The organism is Halostagnicola alkaliphila (assembly GCF_055379965.1).
Genome location: NZ_AP043826.1, coordinates 736,699 through 756,407 on the forward strand (window position 1 = coordinate 736,699; position 19,709 = coordinate 756,407).

Consider the following 19,709-nt stretch of genomic DNA (forward strand, 5'->3'; position numbering starts at 1 on the left):
CAAGTTGTTTCGAGAGGTGTCTCTCGAGATGATGGGGCCCGCGATGTGTTCTGGAACGGGACGGCCGAGTAGGTCCCTAACCGTTCGGAAACCTCCTGTCCGCCGAGGCGCGCTCCGCCGCGCTCTGTCCGTAACTCGAGGCGTTATGAAACGCGCTCAGATTCCTCGAGGGGGGTACGTCGGCGGTTCTCGAGGCGTAACGCCGACTCCAAAAGGGGACGCTTAAGTACCTCCATCGGATACCGACGTGCATGGCAAACGGCAAATACGCCGCGCGCAAACTCAAGAAGGACCGCCAGAATCAGCGGTGGTCCGACTCTGACTACGCGCGCCGTGCACGTGGACTTCGAGAGAAGTCGGACCCGCTCGAGGGTGCCCCGCAGGCTCGCGGGATCGTCCTCGAGAAGGTCGGTATCGAGGCGAAACAGCCGAACTCGGCGATTCGAAAGTGTGTCCGGGTTCAACTCATCAAGAACGGAAAGCAGGTCACCGCGTTCTGTCCCGGTGACGGTGCGATTTCGTTCATCGACGAGCACGACGAAGTGACCATCGCCGGTATCGGTGGGGCGAAGGGTCGTGCGATGGGTGACCTTTCCGGTGTTAACTACAAGGTTGACAAGGTCAACGGCGTCGCACTCAAGGAACTCGTTCGCGGAAACGCAGAGAAACCGGTGCGATAATCATGGCGGCAGAAGACCAACCAGACCCAGACGCACCCGCCGGCGATGCCGACGTTTCGGCACAACTGTTCGGCAAGTGGGACATCGGCGAGATCGAGTACGGCGACCCGTCAACTGAGCGCTACATCAACGCGACGCCAGTCGCACACACCGCGGGTCGACACGCGAGCAAGCAGTTCCAGAAGTCCCAGATCTCGATCGTCGAGCGCTTCATCAACCGACTGATGCAGACCGAAGAGAACACGGGCAAGAAACAGCAAACGCTGAACCTCGTCCGCGACGCTTTCGACATCGTGCACGAACGTACGGAGGAGAACCCCGTACAGGTGCTCGTTTCGGCCGTCGAAAACGCCGCGCCTCGAGAGGAGACCGTCCGCCTGAAATACGGTGGCATCTCCGTTCCGAAGGCGGTCGACGTTGCGCCCCAGCGGCGTGTCGACCAGTCGTTGAAGTTCATCGCAGACGGCGTCCAGAACAACTCTTTCAAGTCGCCGACGCCCGCCGAAGAGGCGATCGCGAGTCAACTGATTGGCGCTGCGGACTACGATGTCCAGACGTACGCGATCAGCCAGAAAGAAGAAAAAGAGCGCGTTGCGGCGGCCGCACGCTAACGCTCGAATTGGTTTTTCGATTTTTCAGGGTCGGTAGCGATCGCTCTCGAGCTTGGTACGATTCGCTTTCTCGAGTACGTCGTCGCTTCGACTCAATCCGCGGCCGTGCGTTCGTCGCTGACGTAGGACCGAGTCGCGTCTACTAACACTTGCTTGTAGGAACTCGAGTCGGGTTCGTCGGCTAGCCCCCGGAAGCGCCGCCGAAATCCTTCGAAATCGACCTCGGGGGCGTCCATCGAGGCGGCGTGGGCGAGGTCGTACAGTCGGTGGTCGTCCTCGAGGAGGTCGTGACGTTCGGCCAGCGCGAGCGCGAAGGCGGCGTTCACCGCCGTAATTTCGGGATCGGCGCTCGGCGAGATTCGCTCGAGGCCGGGGCGGGAGGGAGGCTCCGGACGATCCGCAACTGCCGCGGCCAGCGAGGATTCGAGGAAGGCGAGCAGCTTCTCGCCGGGGCCTACGGAGAGGGTGATGTCGTCGGCGTAGATGTCTTTCATGTGGTTGGCGATCTGGTAGCAGTGGGCGAGTTTTCGGCGCTCGACGCGTTTTCCCGCGAGCGCGAGATAGAGTACCTCGTCGATCGACTGGGTGTGAGAGGGGTGGGCTTCCTCGTTGCGGGCCATGTGAGCGAACTCGTGGAGGGCGAGTTCGCTCGCCATCGCGCTCGAGGCGACCTGTCTCGAGATGTTCAGGACGTGGTAGTTGTCGTAGTGGGCGGCCCAGGTTCGTTCGTCGGGGTCGTCTCTGAGACGAACGGTGACGGGCAGCGAAAGGTCGTGTTCGGTTTCGAAGCGGTCACGGGCGCTGAGAAAGGGAGCGGCGGGGCCCGATCCGCGAACGCGGAGATCCATGGTTATCAGTAGCAAGGGCTGGTCGTGTATGTCTTTTTCGCCCGTACGTGGGGAACGTTGCTCGAATTAGTGACGGGTTGGTTGAATATAGTCGTTTGAACGGCCGTTCGCTCGGCTTAGTCTTGCGTGGTATTCACTCACTAAAACAAGCGATTCACGCTAGCTAACCGGTTATTGTCTCGATTTCCGACGCCAGCGAAACACTACCCTTTTGACCCCACTGCCGGTAAAGGTGAATATATGGGCCGACGCAAGAAGATCGTACAGGAGTGTGAACGGCTGATGGACGAACCGGAGAACATCCGGAACATCGCTATCGCCGCTCACGTCGATCACGGTAAAACGACGCTTTCGGACAATCTGCTGGCCGGTGCCGGCATGATTTCCGACGACACTGCCGGTGAACAACTCGCGATGGATACCGAAGAGGACGAGCAGGAACGTGGGATCACCATCGACGCGGCGAACGTTTCGATGACCCACGAGTACGAGGACACGAACCACCTCATCAACCTCATCGACACGCCGGGCCACGTCGACTTCGGTGGCGACGTGACCCGTGCGATGCGCGCCGTCGACGGTGCGCTGGTCGTCGTCGACGCCGTCGAGGGTGCCATGCCACAGACCGAAACGGTCCTCCGGCAGGCACTTCGCGAAGGCGTCAAACCGACCCTGTTCATCAACAAGGTCGACCGCCTGATTTCTGAACTGCAGGAGGGTCCCGAGGAGATGCAACAGCGTCTCGTCTCCGTCATCAACGACGTCAACGAACTGATCCGGGGCATGACCCAGGATATGGACGACATCGAGGACTGGACGGTCTCCGTCGAAGGCGGTACCGTCGGCTTCGGTTCCGCACTCTACAAGTGGGGTGTCTCCATGCCCTCGATGCAGCGAACCGGCATGGACTTCGCCGAGATCATGGAACTCGAGCGGTCGGACAGTCGTCAGGAGCTCCACGAGAAGACGCCGCTGTCGGACGTCGTGCTCGACATGGTCTGTGAGCACTTCCCGAACCCGGTCGATGCACAGCCGCGTCGTATTCCGCGAGTCTGGCGTGGCGACGCCGAGTCCGAACTCGCAGAGCAGATGCGCCTCGTCGACGAATCCGGCGAAGTCGTGTTGATGGTCACCGACATCGCGATGGACCCACACGCCGGCGAAGTCGCCTCCGGTCGCGTCTTCTCGGGATCGCTCGAGAAGGGCCAGGAGCTGTACGTCTCCGGAACCGCGGGCAAGAACCGCGTCCAATCCGTCGGTATCTACATGGGTGGCGAACGCGAGGAAGTGGACCACGTTCCCGCGGGGAACATCGCCGCCGTCACCGGTCTTCGAGACGCTATCGCCGGTTCGACCGTCTCGAGCACGGAGATGACGCCGTTCGAGTCGATCGAACACATCTCGGAACCGGTCATCACCAAGAGCGTCGAGGCGCAGACGATGGATGACTTGCCAAAGCTGATCGAAACGCTTCGACAAGTCTCCAAGGAGGACCCGACGATCCAGATTACGATCAACGAGGATACGGGCGAACACCTGATCTCCGGTCAGGGTGAGCTCCACCTCGAGGTCATCACTCAGCGTATCGAGAAGAACCAGGGAATTCCGGTCAACACCGGTGAACCGATCGTCGTCTACCGCGAGGCGATCCAGCAGGCGAGCGATCAGGTCGAGGGTATCTCACCGAACCGCCACAACCGATTCTACATCTCGGTCGAGCCACTCTCGAAGGAGCTCGTCGAGACGATCAAGATGGGCGAGGCGTCCATGGACATGCCCGAGCAGGAACGCCGCGAGTCCCTGCAAGAGGCCGGTATGGACAAGGACGATTCCCAGATCGTCGAGCACATCCACGGCTCGAACATCCTGCTCGACGCCACGAAGGGTATCCAGCACTTGAACGAGACGATGGAGCTGTTCATCGAGGGACTCGAGGACGCCCTCGATAACGGGCCGCTCGCGAACGAGCCGGTTCAGGGAACGCTCATCCGACTCCACGACGCGCGACTCCACGAGGACACCATCCACCGTGGCCCTGCACAGGTTATCCCGGCAACGCGAAACGCCGTCCACAAGGCGCTGATCGACGGCCAGATCAAGATGCTCGAGCCGATGCAGGACGTCCGTATCGACGTACCGAACGACCACATGGGTGCCGCCTCCGGCGAGATCCAGGGTCGTCGTGGTCGCGTCGACGACATGTATCAGGAAGGAGACCTCATGGTCGTCGAGGGTATCGCACCCGTCGACGAGATGATCGGATTCGCGAGCGACATTCGCTCTGCGACCGAGGGACGTGCCTCCTGGAACACCGAGAACGCAGGCTTCGAGGTCATGTCCGACTCGCTCCAGCGTGACAAAACGATGGAGATCCGCGAACGCAAGGGCATGAAACTCGAGCTGCCGCCGGCAATCGAGTACATTTAAGCGACGACTCATACGGTCTGCTATAACGATTTACCGGTGGTGAGTCGAACCGTGTGAGACGAGCCTCGGTGGAGGAGCGAAGCGAGTCAACCGTTGCAACCGCAAGACGGGTCGCGGTTGCGCTGGAAATGACTTACAGCAGTCCGTATCAGTTGACAGCCGATTTGACGGTTCTTTTCGTTTCTTCTTGCTGCTGGGTGTGTTGCTCTCGAGTCGCTTTGATGCCTCGAACGAGTAGTTCTGCGGAAGCTTTTTCGTCTTGTAAATCCCATTTTACGACATGGCGAAGATGATCCGCGTTCCCGACGAGTACCACACGTGGGTCAAAGCTCACAATCGGGAAGGCGAGACGATGTTCGAGACGCTTCGACGGCTGACTCGAGAACCCGATCCGGAAGCGCTTGCAGGAATTCTCTCTTCAGAGGAGGTCGACGAAGCGCGAACGGCAGCTCAGCGATTTGGCGGGCGCGACGAGGACCGACTGCAGCGAGCGCGGGAGGCGTTCGAGGAGTGATTCTGGATTCGTCGTATCTCTTCGATCTGATGGACGGGAGTCAGGCGGCGATACAGAAGGGTCACGACCTCACGGAAACGGGAGAGGTGCAGTGGCTTCCGGAACCGGTTGTCGCTGAGGTGTACTACGGCGTCGTGTATACGAAAAGCGAGGACGAAAGACGGCAGGTACAGAACGCGTTTCTCGGCTATCCACGAGTGGATATTGACGAAGAGATCGCCCGGACCGCCAGTACGCTGCTCGCGCAAGCGGACAGAGAGGCAGACGGAAACAGTGGAGTCGAGACGAACGATGCGTACATCGGTGCGATCGCTGCTGTGTTGGACGATGCCGTGCTAACGGCTAATCCGACTGATTTCGAAACGTTAGGAGTCGACGTTTCGACGTATCGTTGACATCCTCCCGCGCTGAAGCGCGAGGTTTTGTGCCTGTTCATCGCATAACCCGTACTCGCGGCAGACGTCCACGTACCTACTCGCGCTCGCCCGCACCCAACGCGCTCTCGCCGACCTTCTCGTGGCCCTCGATGACCTCCTGACCGCCCATGTACGGCCGAAGGGCTTCGGGGACAGTCACGGTTCCGTCCTCGTTCTGGTGGTACTCGAGAACGGCCACCATCACCCGAGGGAGCGCGAGTCCGGAGGCGTTCAGCGTGTGGAGGTACTCGGCCGATTCGTGGCGTTCGGGTCGGTACCGAAGCCCGGCGCGCCGGGCCTGAAACTCCTTGAAGTTCGACGCCGAGGAGACCTCGAGCCACCGGCCGCCTTTTTCGGGGCCGTCCTCCATGTCGTCGCCGGGCGACCAGACTTCGATGTCGTAGGTCTTGGCCGAGGCGAAGGTCAGGTCGCCGGTACAGAGCTCGAGGATTCGGTAGGGAAGCTCGAGTTTTTGCAGGACTTCCTCTGCTTCCCCGAGCAGCGACTCGAGGCGCTCCTCGCTGTCCTCGGGGTCGACGAAGTTGACCAGTTCGACTTTATTGAACTGGTGGACGCGGACGATGCCGCGGGTTTCGGTCCCGTGTTCGCCGGCTTCGCGTCGGAAGTTCGGCGAGTAGGCCTGATGTTTGAGCGGGAGGTCGTCGGAAAGCAGGATCTCGTCGGCGTACATGTTGGTGACCGAGACCTCCGCAGTCGGACAGAGCCAGAGGTCGTCGTCGTCGTAGGCCTCCTCGTTGTCTCCGCCCAGGCGGTAGGCGTCGTCGGCGAACTTCGGGAGCTGTCCCGTTCCGCGCATCGACTGGCTGTTTACCGGCACGGGAGGGAAGATATCGACGTAGTCCTGTTCCCGGTGGACGTCGAGCATGAACTGGATTAGCGCGTGCTCGAGGCGGGCACCGTCGCCTTTCAGGAAGTAGAAGCCGGAGCCGGTCGTCTTCGCGCCGCGAGCCTCGTCGATGATATCGAGTTCCTCGCCTAAATCGTAGTGGGGGACGACTTCGTCCGGAAGGTCGTGCTGGTCGTCGAATCCCCAGCGGCGGTGTTCGACGTTGTCGGCCTCGTCCTCGCCGACGGGGACGCTCTCGTCGGGTACTTGCGGAACTTCAAGCATCCTCTCTTCGAGTTCGTCCTCGAGTTCCGAGGCCTCGGATTCGACGTCCTCGATGTCGGCTTTGAGCGACTGCGATCGCTCGATGGCCTCCTCGGCCTCGTCGTCTTTGCCCTCCTGTTTGAGTTCGCCGATCCGGGAGCTGATCTCGTTTCGCTCGTGACGAAGTTCGTCGCCGCGTGCTTTGAGTTCGCGCCACCGTTCGTCGATCTCGAGGATCTCGTCGAAATCGACATCAGCCCCTCGATTCTCGAGGGCATCGCGCACTGCGTCGGGGTTCTCGCGTAGATAGGTCCGATCGAGCATTGAACGGTGATTCTTTGTCATTCGGCAAAACCGTGTCGGAAGACGACGTTTTGCGTGAATCTGTCCCCGTGACACCACCCGATCCGAAACGGGCTGTCGTGATTCGTCTCGGGATGACTCATATCGGTACTGTCCGCTTCGAAGCCGCGGTTCGCGGGAAACGCTTTTTTGCCGGGAGCGCAGTTCTCCGCTATGGATCCGTTCGAGGGTGAGGCGTCGTCGCGGCCCGTCGAGTACGAGCCCGTCAGCGTCAAAGACGTTCTGGTCGAGATGAAAGACACTGCGGAGCTGTTGATAGACCTCTCCTACTCTGCGGTATTACACCGCAACGAAGAGCTTGCGAAGGAGGTCCTCCGGTTGGAAGAGCGCATGGACGTTCTCGAGCTTCGCGCACGAATGAGTTTGATGATGGCCGCTCGCAGTCCGGACGAAGCAGAACAGCTTGCGCCCGTACTCAGTATCGTCGCCGCGGCGGGACTGATCAGCGACGCCGCCGGGGATATCGCGAAGATCGTCCTCGAGGATATCAGGCTTCCAGAGGCGATGCGTGCGGCGCTTCCCGAGGCAGTCGAAATGCTCGTCCGCGGGGTCGTCGACGGCGATTCCGAGTATATGGGCCGGACGCTCGAGGAAATCGACCTCGAGTCCGAGACCGGCGTGCGCGTCATCGCGCTCCGGCGCGGTGACGACTGGCTGCTCAACCCCGGTCCGTCGACTCGTATCGAGGCCGATGACGTCGCATTCCTCCGCGGCCCAGAGTCGTCCATCGGTGACGTGTTCGAACGATTGGCCGGCGAACCTTACGACCCGCCGTCGGTTGATGCCCCGGCCATCGAGGACTTAGAGCGTGCCGTCGATACGATCGTTCACATGAAGAACCTCTCCGAGCTAGCCGTCGACCTGGCCTACAGCAGTATCCTCTTCGACAGCGAGGAGCTCGCCGAGGAAGTTCGGAATCTCGAGGTCGAAGTCGACGCCATGGAGTCACGCTTCGAGGCCTGGACGCTTCGTGCGGCCGCCGACGCCGAAGACCCGGTCGCGCTTCGGGGGCTGATTCACCTCGGTAGTAGCACGGAGGTCATCAGCGATGCCGCGGTCGACATCAGCGAGGGCGTCCTTAGAGATATCGACGTTCACCCGGTCGTCCACCTTGCGGTCCAAGAGAGCGACGAGATCCTCACCCGCGTCGAGCTCGAGGAAGGAAGCGAACTCGACGGCACGTCCGTGACAGCCGGCGTTCCCGATGTCGATGCGACGATGTCCGTTATCGCGATCCGTCGCCCCGAGGAGGGATGGTTACTCGTCGGCGAAGCCGGTGCCGAACTTCGCGGTGGAGACGTTCTCATTTCGAAGGGGACGCGAACGGCGGCCGACGAGTTCGAAAAATTAGCGCGGGTCTGACTCGCGAGCGTTGGCTTATCGTGGCGACCGTTATCGCTCGTCGAGAACGTATTTTCCGACGGCGATCACGAGGACGAGACTGATCAGAATCATCGCCCCTTGCGAAACCGTGGCGACGCTCGAGTCGACGCTTTCCCCGGTAACCAACGCGATGATGTCCGGAACTCCGCGCAGGGAACCCACGACACCCAGCAGTGCCAGGATACCGACCCCGTAGATGCTCAGCCGTTCTCGATCCGTTTCCCGGCCGACGGCACCCAGGGTGGCTATCACCACGCCGAAGATAGCCGGGATCAGCGCCGTAACGCTCGCGAAGTCAGAAAGCACGTATGCCCCGACACCGAGCGCGACGAGGACGATTCCGAGTACGATCGAGAGCGTCGTCTGTAGCGTTCCGTTGTCTCTCATAGTTGCTGCATGTCGGGGAGTGTGAATAAGCGTTTCTCGAGACCGTTCGCAGAGTCCACGATAGCGGGTTTCCCGGTACCGATCAGAACCCGAGCACGAGCGCCGAAACGCCGATGAAGATGACCATCCCGAAGACGTCGACGACGTTCGTGACGATCGGAATCGTCGTGTCGTCGGGGTCGATTCCGAGCCGGAACGAGGCGTACGTGGCGGCGAAGCTGAAGATCACGGCGATTACCGCAACCGACATGCCGCTGATCAGCGAAATCGTCAACAGGGCTGATAGCGGAAGGGCGGCCCCGATGACTTGTCCGATGAACCACGCACCGACCCCCAGAGCGGTGAATATCGTCGCCGCGAGTGCGAGGACGGCGAGGACGTTGGCCCACAGTTCTCGGTCTCCCGGATCGAAATCCGTCGTCCCCAGGTGGAGTCGCGTCGAGAGTCGCGAACTCAAGATCGCACCCAGGTTGCCGCCCATATCGACCATCGTCGGAACCATCACGGCGAGCAAACCGTACTCCGTGAGCATCTCTTCGGCGTCCTCGAGCGTGATTCCTGCGATCAGCACGATCACGGTGAGAACGATCAACAGCGGGAACATGTTCCCGACGATGCTCCGGACGTCCCACGTTCCGAGCGAGCCCTGGGGAACGACCATCAGAGGATCACCTCGACGATGCCGATGGCGAACAGCAAGAACAACATGCCGAAGATGTCACCGAGCGTGGTGACGATCGGCCCGACGAGGTTGTCGGGGTCGTACCCGTACTTGTAGCCCGCAAAGATCAACGTGAGCAACCCGAATATCAGCACGATCGAGGTCAGCACGCCCGCGATGAGCATGATCCCGACGAACTCGTAGAGCGCGGCTGACTCCCAGCCGAGCAACTGGAGCGCGAGCCACGTGACGACGCCGATGACGACTGAGATTCCGATTCCGTTGATGAACGACGCTACGACTGCGTTGACGAGTCGTTCGTCCCAGTTAAACCGCGGTTCGATCAGTCCCTGGTGGAGTCCGCTCGAGATGCGCCCGCCGAGTGCGCCGTAGACGTTTCCTCGGGTGGCCAGAAAGACGGGGACCATCACGAGCAGACCGGGGAATCGTTCGACGCTTTCGACCATTCCCTCGAGAACTAACCCGGCGAAAAGACCGCCTCCCAGCGCGATGAACAGGATGGGGATCGTTTCACGGTAGATCGACCAGACATCACCGCGGACACTCATATCTGTGACTCACACAGTACCCTGTTAAACCTAACGAGAAGGGTCTCTGACTCCCAGTTATCGGGCTCTCGTCGCTTCAGATGGCCTATCAAAATCGGACGGACGACCGGAGACGGATGGACAGGATTTTAAGCCAGCGTGGGTTAGACCAGCCCACTATGGGTAAAAAATCGAAGGGCAAGAAAAAACGTCTCGCTAAGCTCGAGAACCAGAACAGCCGTGTTCCGTCCTGGGTCATGCTCAAGACCGACATGAACGTCCAGCGAAACCCGAAACGACGCAACTGGCGTCGTAGCGACACCGACGAGTAAGGATATCTATGAGTGCAACTGATTTCGAAGAACGTGTTGTTACCGTCCCACTGCGCGATGTGAAGAAGGGTGCAAACCACGAAGCCGCAGATCGTGCAATGACAATCATCCGCGAACACCTCGCGAAACACTTCGCGGTCGACGAAGACGCCGTCCGTCTCGACCCCTCGATTAACGAGGCCGTCTGGTCGGAAGGCCGATCGAACCCGCCGCGAAAGCTTCGTGTTCGCGCCGCGCGATTCGACGAAGACGGCGAGGTTATCGTCGAGGCCGAGGTCGCCGACTAACTTGCTACGCGCCTCCTTCACCGGATCGTCCTATATCGGCGTTTTCGCCCGTGCGACCGATTCGTGTCTGTTCGTTCGGCCCGATGCCGACGACGACACCGTCGACGGGCTCGCCGACGAACTGGATGTCGATCCGGTACGGACGACCGTCGGCGGCTCTTCGACAGTCGGAGCGCTGGCTACCGGTAACGAAAACGGCCTGCTCGTCAGCACGCGGGTCCTCGAGTACGAACGCGAAGACTTAGAGGACGCCGCCCGCGTTCCCGTCGCGGAGCTTCCGGGGAATATCAACGCTGCCGGAAACGTCGTCTTGGCGAACGATTACGGCGCATACGTCCACCCCGACCTGCCGCGAGAGGCGATCAAAGTCGTCAAGGATACCCTCGAAGTGCCGGTCGAACGCGGCGATCTCGCAGGCGTTCGGACGGTCGGAACCGCCGCCGTCGCGAACAACACGGGCGTTCTCTGCCATCCGAAGGCGACCGACGCGGAACTCGACTTGCTCGAGGAGGCCCTCGACGTCAGGGCCGACGTCGGAACGATCAACTACGGCGCTCCGCTCGTGGGCTCCGGGTTGCTCGTAAACGAGTCGGGCTACGCCGTCGGCGAGGATACGACGGGGCCCGAACTCGGTCGGATCGAAGACGCGCTCGGTTACATCGACTGAGCCGCCGACTACACCGATTGAGCCGTCGAAGCCGATTTACTATTCCGTGGACGTTTTGAGATACTCTCTTTTCTTGATGGCCCCGTTCGGGACGCTTCTCGTGTCACCCTTCGTTTCAATCCAGTCGTTTCGCTTCGACACGGTCACCGTCTCTCGAACTCGTGTCGAACGACCTCGCTCTCTTCGTTCCACTCGAAATGGTCGTGGGCGCGCTCGAGCATGGATCTGTAGGCCTCGAGATCATCGAGGCCCTCGGCCCGCGCGTCCTCGTCGGTCACGTCGCCGAGGGTCCGCTCTGTGACCTCGGTGATTTCGAACGTCGTCCCGTCGATAGCGAACGTATCGCCCGAATCGGCGTACTGGTGGCCGCGGTGGATTTGGGTGACGTCGCCCTCGAGCGCTTGTTCTCGCATTCGTTCGCTCGGCAGGAGTTCGTCGGGTTCGATTTCGCTCATAGCTCGAGTTCGCCCGCCAGCAGGAAAACTGTACGGCCGAACGTGCCGGGCTCTCTCGAGTTAACTAACGAGCGTGATGAGTACGAACAGGGTTCCAACGGAGACGAGCGTCGTCGCAAAGACGTTCAACGATGCGAACTCCTCGTCGCCGCCGAGTTCGTTCGCGAATACGAACGTCGAGACGGCCGTCGGCGTTCCGAGCATGACGACGCTCGCGGTGAACGTCGCGTCGTCGACGGTCAACAGCGAGAAGACGATCCAGGCGAGCAGCGGCATACAGACGATTTTGAGCGCGACGACGGAGCCGGAAGCTCCGAAATCGACCGAAGGCAGATCGACTTGCAGAGATGCGCCGACACAGAGCAGTGCGAGCGGGAGCGCGAACGCGCCGACGATGTCGAGTCCGCTCACCGCAAGCGGGGGAACGGCGACCGACGACGACCCGACGCCGAGCCCGGCGATCAGTGCGAGGAGAACCGGATTCGTGAGGAGTCCTCCGAGCTCTCGGCCGATTTTCGTCTCCGCTTCGTTGACGAAGACGAGGATCAGAACAGTGAGGGGTACCTGAACCAGCGACAGGATGCCGAGAACCACGCTCGCGATGGCGGTTACCTCGGCGTCGAACGTCGCGGCGACCAGCGGAAGCCCGAGATAGCCGAGATTCGAGTGATACGATTGGACGATGGCGACGCTCTGGCGCGGCCTCGAGGAGCGATTTCGGTGGACGAGCCAGGCGAGCCCCGCCGTCGAGAACAGGACGAAGAGCAATCCGACGAGCAGGGCCGGGGTGAGGAGTTCACCTATCGCTTGATCGTACGTCGAGATGAAGATGAGTGCCGGAAGCGCCACGTAGTAGGCGATATCGTTTAGCCGCGCGGTTCTGCTCGTATCGAGTATCTCGCTCGCTCGTAATCCGGTCCCGACGAGTAATAACACGAGCAGGGCTAGCAGACGCCCGACAACCTCCATGCCCCCGCACAGTTCGTGCGGTGTCTTTTACCGTTCGGTTTGGAGCAAATCCGTTCATAATTCGTTATCCTTGTCCGAGCAGATTGGGTCGTCGTTCGGACACGACTTCGGATTGGAAGGCAAGGTTCTTCCGGCTCCCCGACGGAACAATGAGCATGAGTGAATTCAACGTTAGCGGTCGATTCAAGAATCGAGATGGGTACGCACCATTCGAGACGACAATCGAAGCCGAAAACGAGAACGTCGCCCGCGAGCACGTGCTTTCCCAGATGGGGAGCCGCCACGGTGTCAAACGCACCGGAATCGAACTCGAGGAGGTATCCCAGCAATGAGTAGTCAACAGGAACTCCAGCAGCTCTCCCAGCAGATTCAGGAGCTCGACGAACAGATCGAAGCCCTCGAGGGCAACGTCGAAGCGATCCAGCAAGAGCAGACTGAAGTCGACGAAGCGATCGACGCCGTCGAAACCCTCGAATCGGACTCGGTCGTTCAGGTTCCACTCGGTGGCGGCGCGTACGTCCGCGCAACCGTCGAAGACATCGATGAAGTGATCGTCGAACTCGGTGCCGATTACGCCGCAGAGTTCGAGCGAGAGGGCGCAGTCGACACGCTCGAGAACAAAAAGGAGAACCTCGACGACGAAATCGACGAGGTCAACGCACAGATCTCCGAACTCGAAGCCGAGAGCTCGCAACTCGAGCAGAAGGCTCAGCAGATGCAACAGCAAGCGATGCAACAGCAGATGCAGCAGATGCAGGGTCAGCAGGGCCAAGGTCCTGACGAATAAGCCGTCCACGCTCCATGTTCGATAACCTGAAGGAGAAACTCGGGAGCTTCCGGAAAGACGCCGAGGAGGCCGCCGAAGAGAACGTCGAAGAAGTCGAAGAGCCTGTAGAGGACCTCGCAGATGATGCAGTCGCCGAAGGCGAAAGCGAGAAAGTCGCCGAGGCGGATGCAGGTAGCGAGACCGCCGACACAGCGGCAAGGCCGGAAGCGTCCGAGGAACCACGAACAGATACCGTCAACGCGACACAGGACGGTTCTTCGGTCGATTCGGAGCTCGAGGATGTAACTGCGGCCAACGCGGCAGATGGCTCCGCGGCCGTAACCGATGCCGACACCGCTTCGGCCGACGAGGCTTCGAGCGATCCGTCGGCGCCAGTCGATAGTTCGTCTCCGTCGGGAACCGGTGGCGTGACGGCGGGTACTTCCGCCGACGAACCGGTGCCGTCGGAGACGGACGCGCCCGACGCCGAAGCGACCGCAGATGCCGCCGAATCGGGCACTGACCAGGCGGATGCGGACGACGAAAGCGACGACAACGGCTCGACCGGTTTCGGTCGCAAAGCCAAATCTCTCGTTCGCGGAAAGTTCGTTATCGAAGAAGAGGACCTCGAGGCTCCGCTTCAGGAACTCGAGCTCGCGTTGCTCTCGAGCGACGTCGAGATGGGCGTTGCGGAAGAAATCCTCGACAACATCCGCGACGAACTGATCGGCGAGACGCGGACGTTTACGACCTCGACGGGTGATGTCGTCGAGGAGGCATTACGAGATGCTATTTACGACGTTATCAGCGTCGGGCAGTTCGACTTCGACGAGCGCATCGCCATCGAAGACAAGCCGATCGTCATCATCTTCACCGGCGTCAACGGCGTCGGAAAGACGACCTCGATCGCGAAACTCGATCAGTACTTTGAGGAACGTGGATACTCGACCGTGATGGCCAACGGCGACACGTACCGGGCGGGTGCCAACGAGCAGATCCGCGAGCACGCCGAGGCGCGGGACAGCAAGCTCATCGCCCACGATCAGGGCGGCGACCCCGCAGCGGTGCTGTACGACGCCGTCGAGTACGCCGAAGCGAACGAGATCGACGTCGTCCTCGGCGATACGGCGGGTCGGCTCCACACCGACGAAGGGCTGATGGACCAACTCGAGAAGATCGGCCGCGTGGTCGGCCCGGACATGACGCTGTTCGTCGACGAGGCCGTCGCCGGCCAGGACGCGGTGAACCGCGCTCGAGAGTTCAACGAGGCCGCCGAGATCGACGGTGCGATCCTGACGAAGGCGGACGCCGACTCGAACGGCGGCGCGGCGATTTCGGTGGCTCACGTCACCGGGAAACCGATCCTCTTTCTCGGCGTCGGCCAGGAGTACGACGATCTCGAGCGATTCGATCCCGACGAGATGGCGGATCGACTGCTCGCAGACGACGAATAGATCGGCTCACTTCGTTTTCCGATTCGTCGTCTGTCGGTCAGTTCAACGTATTCGTTCCCGACCCACCGAGGTTTCACGTTGATTTTGGAGGTTGCAAGCGCCCGGACCAGTTTCTTACTCCCTGCTAGTATAACTCGCCCGTCATGGCTATCGACACAGTTCTCGTGGTCGGTTCGACCGGTACGCAAGGTGGTGCCGTTGCTCGGCACCTCCTTGAGCAGGATTTCGAAGTCCTCGCACTGACTCGAGACAAAGACAAACACGAGTCGCACCACCTCGCCGAACGGGGGGCCGAACTCGTCGAGGGAAGTCTCGAGGAGAAAAACAGCATCGAACCGCTCATCGAAGATGCCGACGGCGTCTTCCTGATGACCAACTACTGGGAGCACGGCTACGATGACGAGGTCGAACAGGGGCGAAACGTAGTCGAACTGGTCGAGGACGTCGGGGTCGACCACCTCGTCTTTTCCTCCGTCGGCGGGGCCGAACGCGACAGCGGCATTCCACACTTCGAGTCGAAGTGGGAGATAGAGGGACTGATCGACGACCACGATATCCCAGCGACCGTCGTTCGACCGGTGTTCTTCGCACAGAACCTCGAGGGCTTTCGCGAGTCGATCGAGGACGGAACGCTCGCGATGGGACTCGAGCCGTCGAATCCGTTGCAGGTCCTCGATGTCGAGGACCTCGGCGCGTTCGTTGCGGACGTGTTCTCGAATCTCGAGGACCATACGGGAGAATCGTACGAACTCGCGAGCGACGAACTCTCCCTTCGCGCGATGGCCGTTCGCTTCGCAGACGTGCTCGAGACGCCGGTTCGCGCCAAGCATCTCTCGATCGAGGACGTAGAAGAGAGTCAGGGAGAGGAGTACGCCGTGATGTTCGAGTGGTTCAACGAGGCGGGTTACGAGTCGCCGATCGACGAACTTCGAGCCGAGTACGAGATCCCGTTTAATCGCCTCGAGACCTATCTCGAGCGAGAGTGGCATAACTGAGTTCGAATCGGAATACATTCGGTTCGCCGTGACGTTCATATTGGACTACCGACCGCGCCGTTTTGATACTCGTAATTGGTCGAGAAATGATAGAAAGGAGGACTGTCTCTCGAGCCAATATTCAGTCCCGTAGCACCTACCGGAAACAATCTCCGCAACTCCGCTAGGACCGGTTCGGTGCCTGTGAGTACCGCACTAGTTTCGTTCGTCTCGAAGTCTCGTTTCGCTCACACCGGCTTTGGTTGTGGTAATACTCGCCGGATTATCCTAGCTCCGTCATGGTTCGCCTGATTACGGAGGCGTATAGTGTTAGGGTGGTAGTATCCAGTAACCGATGAGCGTGACAACTATCTCGAGTGCGCAACCAGCTGATCGTCTTTTGACACGGCGGTGGTCCGCGTGAATACGACCGAACAGTACAAACAGAACAAGCATCCTCTCGACGTCCTCGACGATGTCTACGAGTACGCCGAGGACGATCTCTCCTTCGAGGAGATCGAAGAACGAGCGGGCGACGGCGAGTGGGAGCGCCTGAAGTGGGCCGGCATGTACGCCCAGAAGCAGGAGGGCTACTTCATGATCCGGACGAAGGTTCCGGGGGGGAAACTCACTCCCGAGCAGGCCGAGGTCATTGGCGAAGTTACCGACGACCTCGCGGTCGCCCCCGAAGAGTACGGCGGCGAAGAGCAGAACGAACTCTGGGGAGACGCCTACCTCGACATCACGACCCGACAGGACATCCAGAAACACTGGATCCGAATCGAAGACGTTCCCGAAATGTGGGACCGTTACGACGAAGTTGGCCTGACGACGGTGCAAGGCTGTGGCGACTCCGCCCGGAACGTCCTCGGGTGCCCGGCTGCCGGACTCGACGATCACGAGTGTTTCAACGCACAGCCGGTCATCGACGCCGTCTCGGACTTCTTCACCGGCAACCGTGAGTACGCTAACTTGCCCCGCAAGTTCAAACTCACAATTACGGGCTGTGCTCACGACTGCGGACAGTCCCAGATCAACGATATCGGGCTCGTTCCAGCCAAGAAGGAAATCGATGGCGAGTACCTCTACGGCTTCCACGCCCGCGTCGGCGGCGGGCTCTCGGACGGGCCGCGGATGGGCTCCGAACTGGACGCGTTCATCCAACCCGAGGACGCCGTCGAGTTCTGTCGTGCCGTCGCCCAGACGTTCAAGGAGATCGGCGACCGAAACAACCGCGGTGTCTGCCGCATGCGCTATCTCGTCGAACAGCTCGGCCCGGAGAAGTTCGAAGAGGCAATCCGCGACCGTTGTACTGTCGACCTCCCCGACGGCGGCGAGAACCTCACCGTTGGCTACAAGGGCGACCACGTCGGCATCCACGACCAGAAACAGGACGGCCTGCAGTACGTCGGTTTCAACGTGATCGCTGGTCGCATGGGTGGCGACGAGTTCGCTGAGGCCGCTCGAGCGGCCGAAAAGTACGGTACCGAGGACGCCTCCGTGCGCCTCGCGACCGACCAGAACTTCCTCATTACGCACATTCCAGAGGAGAACGTCGAGGACCTCCTCGCCGAACCGTTCGCCGAGGACTACCAGCCAGATCCCGGTCCGTTCTCCCGCGGTGCGGTCGGCTGTACGGGTAACGAGTTCTGTAACTACGCTATCATCGAGACCAAAAAGCGCACCAAGCGCTGGGCTCGAGAGTTAGACGAGCGCATCAACACGCCCGACGACCTCGACGTCGTCCGGATGCACATGTCCGGCTGCTCGGCCTCGTGTGCACAGCCACAGATCGCGGACATCGGCTTCCGCGGCGAGACCGTCAAACTGGAAGACGAAGACAGTCCGAACGAGGAAGGAGACAACCTCGTCGAAGGGATGGACTTCGGTCTCGGCGGTTCGCTCGGTGAGGATAACGAGTTCCTCGACTGGATCGAACACGCCGTCCCGGCTGACTCAGTAATTCCTGCCCTCGAGCGGCTGTTCGATGCCTACGCCGAGGAGAAACACGACGACGAGCAGTTCTACGCCTGGTGTCGCCGCGTCGACAATGGGCGGCTTCGCTCGATCATGCAACAGGCCGACGCGCCGGTTGCAGGAGGTGTTGCCCATGGGGATTGATAGCGAGGCCGAACGTAGTGAGGCCTCGAAGAAGCGAGCGGGAGATGCGGGATCCGAGCACAGCGAGGATCCCGGTGAAGCGAGCGGTAAAACCGCGAGCGGCGAAGCCGCGAGCCCCGAGGACGGCGAGGACGAGCAGCCGTTCCCGGGCGTTCCCGAATCCAGTAGCGACGACGGCGACGATGACGTTATCGTCCCCGAAACGAGCGGTCGAGCGCCGCGCTCTCGAGCCGACACCGACCACGCTCGAGAGGGGGCCATTCAGCCCGCAGGGAGAAGTGCAAGCGGTGACTCCGACGCTGGCGACAGCTGTTCGCCGAACACCTGCACCTGCGGTGAGAAGACCCAGGAGAAAGCAGTCGCGACCGACGGTGCAGGGGTTGCAAACGTCGACGAACAGGGCAACCTCGGCGACCTCGAGTTTACCGAACCTGCAGAAGATGTCAGTCAGGACGTCGACAACGGTGCACCGGACCAGCGCGTCGGCGTTCCCGACGGCGTCGACCTCGATACCCCGACGTATTCGATCCGGTCGGAGATGAACGACATCGAGACGCCCGACGAGAAAACCTGGTTCATGGAACTGGACGAAGCCGTCATCGACGACGGCCGCTGTATCCAGTGTGGGACCTGTGTCGCCGCCTGCCCGTCCGATTCGATCGGGATCGGCGACGATGGCAAGCCGGAACTCGTCAAGATGTGTACCGGCTGTTCGCTCTGTTGGGACTTCTGTCCCCGCGGCGGCCTGCGCTATGAGCGCCAGTGGAAGATCACCGGCGGCGACGACAACGTCAAAGGCGCCGGCGATCCGATTACGGAGTTCTCCGCGCGGGTCGACGAGGACTGGACGAAAGGCGCACAGGACGGCGGCGTCGTCACGACGGTTCTCTCCCACCTCCTCGAGGCGGGCGAGATCGACGGCGCGCTCATCGCGACCGAGAGCGAGGACGAGGCCTGGAAGGCCGAAAGCTACCTCGCGACCAGCCACGAGGACCTGATCGAGAACGCTGGGACCATCTACAATCAGACGATGGCACTCGGCAACCTGAACCTCGACCGGTGGGAGCACAAGCTCCCGGACAAGCCGTTCGACGAACTCAGTCTCGCGCTCGTCGGCACGCCGTGTGAGATCGAAGGCATCCGTGCCCTGCAGGACTTCGAGTGGGACTACCAGGAACAGAACGAGGGCATCCGCGCGGTCGACTACACGATCGCCCTGATGTGTACGAAGAACTTCAACTACTACAGCCTCATGGGCGAGCAGTTAGAGGACCAACGCGGCATTTCGCCCGACGAGATCGGCAAGATGGACGTTCTCCACGGCAAGCTCATGGTCTACGACCACGACGGAGAGATGATTCTCGACGAAGATATCGAGAACTTCCACGACGCCGCGCTCAAAGGCTGTGACGAGTGTGCCGACTTCACCGGATTCTGTGCCGACCTCACCGTCGGATCCGTCGGCTCGTCCGACGAGTACTCGAGCGTCATCGTCCGAACCGAACAGGGACTAAAAGCCTGGGAGATCACCGAACCCGATCTGGACTACCACGATCTCGAGGACAAGTCCGCGGTCGGCAAGCTCCAGGGCTGGGACAAGAAGAAGGCCTTCGAGAGCCTCGAGCGGCCGTTCGATCCCGACGCGCCCCGGTTCATCGACTACACGGACCACGCCGAGAACTACGGCACCGAGCTGAACCCCCACGACTACGGCCACTAGCGGTCACCGCTGCGG

Annotated in this window: 22 protein-coding genes; 15 read left to right on the top strand and 7 right to left on the bottom strand. The window is 60.9% G+C overall.

Annotated features, from left to right (window positions below):
• Positions 1-251: 251 nt before the first annotated feature.
• Both ACZ5C7_RS08775 and ACZ5C7_RS08780 read left to right on the top strand, forming a co-directional pair.
• Positions 252-680, top strand: coding sequence for a 30S ribosomal protein S12 (locus tag ACZ5C7_RS08775; protein WP_004267302.1), 429 nt, complete (start codon positions 252-254; stop codon positions 678-680).
• A 2-nt stretch (positions 681-682) separates the two neighbouring features.
• Positions 683-1,291 carry a 30S ribosomal protein S7 gene (locus tag ACZ5C7_RS08780; RefSeq protein WP_464375951.1) on the top strand — a complete coding sequence of 203 codons (609 nt, stop codon included), beginning with the start codon at positions 683-685 and terminating at the stop codon, positions 1,289-1,291.
• A gap of 92 nt (positions 1,292-1,383) precedes the next feature.
• Here the strand turns inward: ACZ5C7_RS08780 and ACZ5C7_RS08785 are convergent, their stop codons facing one another.
• Positions 1,384-2,139, bottom strand: coding sequence for a DUF5781 family protein (locus ACZ5C7_RS08785; RefSeq protein ID WP_464375952.1), 756 nt, complete (start codon positions 2,137-2,139; stop codon positions 1,384-1,386).
• A 240-nt stretch (positions 2,140-2,379) separates the two neighbouring features.
• Between ACZ5C7_RS08785 and ACZ5C7_RS08790 the strand changes: the two genes are divergently transcribed.
• The 3 genes from ACZ5C7_RS08790 (at position 2,380) to ACZ5C7_RS08800 (ending at position 5,475) form a co-directional block, all read left to right on the top strand.
• On the top strand, positions 2,380-4,566 hold the full coding sequence (locus ACZ5C7_RS08790; RefSeq protein ID WP_464375953.1) for an elongation factor EF-2: 2,187 nt from the start codon (positions 2,380-2,382) through the stop codon (positions 4,564-4,566).
• A gap of 280 nt (positions 4,567-4,846) precedes the next feature.
• A complete protein-coding gene (locus tag ACZ5C7_RS08795; protein WP_464375954.1) occupies positions 4,847-5,080 on the top strand; it encodes a hypothetical protein in 234 nt (77 codons plus the stop codon).
• Positions 5,077-5,475 (top strand): PIN domain-containing protein, encoded by a 399-nt coding sequence (locus ACZ5C7_RS08800; RefSeq protein ID WP_464375955.1) that lies wholly within the window; start codon positions 5,077-5,079, stop codon positions 5,473-5,475. Before ACZ5C7_RS08795 ends, ACZ5C7_RS08800 begins: the two co-directional genes overlap by 4 nt.
• Positions 5,476-5,551: 76 nt before the next feature.
• Here ACZ5C7_RS08800 and serS read toward each other — a convergent pair whose 3' ends face one another.
• Positions 5,552-6,931 carry a serine--tRNA ligase gene (gene serS / locus ACZ5C7_RS08805; RefSeq protein ID WP_464375956.1) on the bottom strand — a complete coding sequence of 460 codons (1,380 nt, stop codon included), beginning with the start codon at positions 6,929-6,931 and terminating at the stop codon, positions 5,552-5,554.
• 192 nt (positions 6,932-7,123) lie between these two features.
• Here serS and ACZ5C7_RS08810 point away from each other — a divergent pair, with 192 nt between their 5' ends.
• A complete protein-coding gene (locus tag ACZ5C7_RS08810; RefSeq protein ID WP_464375957.1) occupies positions 7,124-8,332 on the top strand; it encodes a potassium channel family protein in 1,209 nt (402 codons plus the stop codon).
• Between the two features lie 30 nt (positions 8,333-8,362).
• On the opposite strand, the gene ACZ5C7_RS08815 is transcribed toward ACZ5C7_RS08810, so the two are convergent.
• From ACZ5C7_RS08815 to ACZ5C7_RS08825, 3 genes are all read right to left on the bottom strand, one after another.
• Positions 8,363-8,740, bottom strand: a complete 378-nt coding sequence (locus tag ACZ5C7_RS08815) for a hypothetical protein (protein ID WP_464375958.1) — start codon at positions 8,738-8,740, stop codon at positions 8,363-8,365.
• 82 nt (positions 8,741-8,822) lie between these two features.
• A complete protein-coding gene (locus ACZ5C7_RS08820) occupies positions 8,823-9,401 on the bottom strand; it encodes a magnesium transporter (protein ID WP_464375959.1) in 579 nt (192 codons plus the stop codon).
• The gene (locus tag ACZ5C7_RS08825; RefSeq protein ID WP_464375960.1) at positions 9,401-9,970 is read right to left on the bottom strand and encodes a magnesium transporter; all 570 of its coding nucleotides are present in this window, start codon (positions 9,968-9,970) and stop codon (positions 9,401-9,403) included. The genes ACZ5C7_RS08820 and ACZ5C7_RS08825 overlap by 1 nt, the downstream gene beginning before the upstream one ends.
• Positions 9,971-10,128: 158 nt before the next feature.
• Here ACZ5C7_RS08825 and ACZ5C7_RS08830 point away from each other — a divergent pair, with 158 nt between their 5' ends.
• Genes ACZ5C7_RS08830 through ACZ5C7_RS08840 form a run of 3 tightly spaced genes read left to right on the top strand, consistent with a single transcriptional unit; the run spans position 10,129 to position 11,235 of the window.
• Positions 10,129-10,281, top strand: a complete 153-nt coding sequence (locus tag ACZ5C7_RS08830; protein WP_049951558.1) for a 50S ribosomal protein L39e — start codon at positions 10,129-10,131, stop codon at positions 10,279-10,281.
• A gap of 8 nt (positions 10,282-10,289) precedes the next feature.
• A complete protein-coding gene (locus tag ACZ5C7_RS08835; protein WP_464375961.1) occupies positions 10,290-10,568 on the top strand; it encodes a 50S ribosomal protein L31e in 279 nt (92 codons plus the stop codon).
• Position 10,569: 1 nt separating this feature from the next.
• On the top strand, positions 10,570-11,235 hold the full coding sequence (locus tag ACZ5C7_RS08840; protein ID WP_464375962.1) for a translation initiation factor IF-6: 666 nt from the start codon (positions 10,570-10,572) through the stop codon (positions 11,233-11,235).
• A 143-nt stretch (positions 11,236-11,378) separates the two neighbouring features.
• On the opposite strand, the gene ACZ5C7_RS08845 is transcribed toward ACZ5C7_RS08840, so the two are convergent.
• Positions 11,379-11,690, bottom strand: a complete 312-nt coding sequence (locus ACZ5C7_RS08845) for an ASCH domain-containing protein (RefSeq protein ID WP_464375963.1) — start codon at positions 11,688-11,690, stop codon at positions 11,379-11,381.
• 60 nt (positions 11,691-11,750) lie between these two features.
• Positions 11,751-12,659, bottom strand: a complete 909-nt coding sequence (locus ACZ5C7_RS08850) for an AEC family transporter (RefSeq protein WP_464375964.1) — start codon at positions 12,657-12,659, stop codon at positions 11,751-11,753.
• A gap of 155 nt (positions 12,660-12,814) precedes the next feature.
• On the opposite strand from ACZ5C7_RS08850, the gene rpl18a reads away from it, so the two are divergent.
• The 6 genes from rpl18a to ACZ5C7_RS08880 all read left to right on the top strand — a co-directional run bounded on the left by rpl18a (position 12,815) and on the right by ACZ5C7_RS08880 (position 19,694).
• On the top strand, positions 12,815-12,991 hold the full coding sequence (gene rpl18a, locus ACZ5C7_RS08855; RefSeq protein ID WP_464375965.1) for a 50S ribosomal protein L18Ae: 177 nt from the start codon (positions 12,815-12,817) through the stop codon (positions 12,989-12,991).
• Positions 12,988-13,446, top strand: coding sequence for a prefoldin subunit alpha (pfdA, locus tag ACZ5C7_RS08860; protein WP_464375966.1), 459 nt, complete (start codon positions 12,988-12,990; stop codon positions 13,444-13,446). The genes rpl18a and pfdA overlap by 4 nt, the downstream gene beginning before the upstream one ends.
• Positions 13,447-13,460: 14 nt before the next feature.
• Positions 13,461-14,879: a signal recognition particle-docking protein FtsY gene (ftsY, locus tag ACZ5C7_RS08865; RefSeq protein WP_464375967.1), complete on the top strand. Its 1,419-nt coding sequence runs from the start codon at positions 13,461-13,463 to the stop codon at positions 14,877-14,879.
• A gap of 143 nt (positions 14,880-15,022) precedes the next feature.
• A complete protein-coding gene (locus tag ACZ5C7_RS08870; protein WP_464375968.1) occupies positions 15,023-15,874 on the top strand; it encodes an NmrA/HSCARG family protein in 852 nt (283 codons plus the stop codon).
• Between the two features lie 399 nt (positions 15,875-16,273).
• Positions 16,274-17,974 carry a nitrite/sulfite reductase gene (locus ACZ5C7_RS08875; protein WP_464375969.1) on the top strand — a complete coding sequence of 567 codons (1,701 nt, stop codon included), beginning with the start codon at positions 16,274-16,276 and terminating at the stop codon, positions 17,972-17,974.
• Positions 17,964-19,694 (top strand): Coenzyme F420 hydrogenase/dehydrogenase, beta subunit C-terminal domain, encoded by a 1,731-nt coding sequence (locus ACZ5C7_RS08880; protein WP_464375970.1) that lies wholly within the window; start codon positions 17,964-17,966, stop codon positions 19,692-19,694. The genes ACZ5C7_RS08875 and ACZ5C7_RS08880 overlap by 11 nt, the downstream gene beginning before the upstream one ends.
• Positions 19,695-19,709 lie beyond the last annotated feature (15 nt).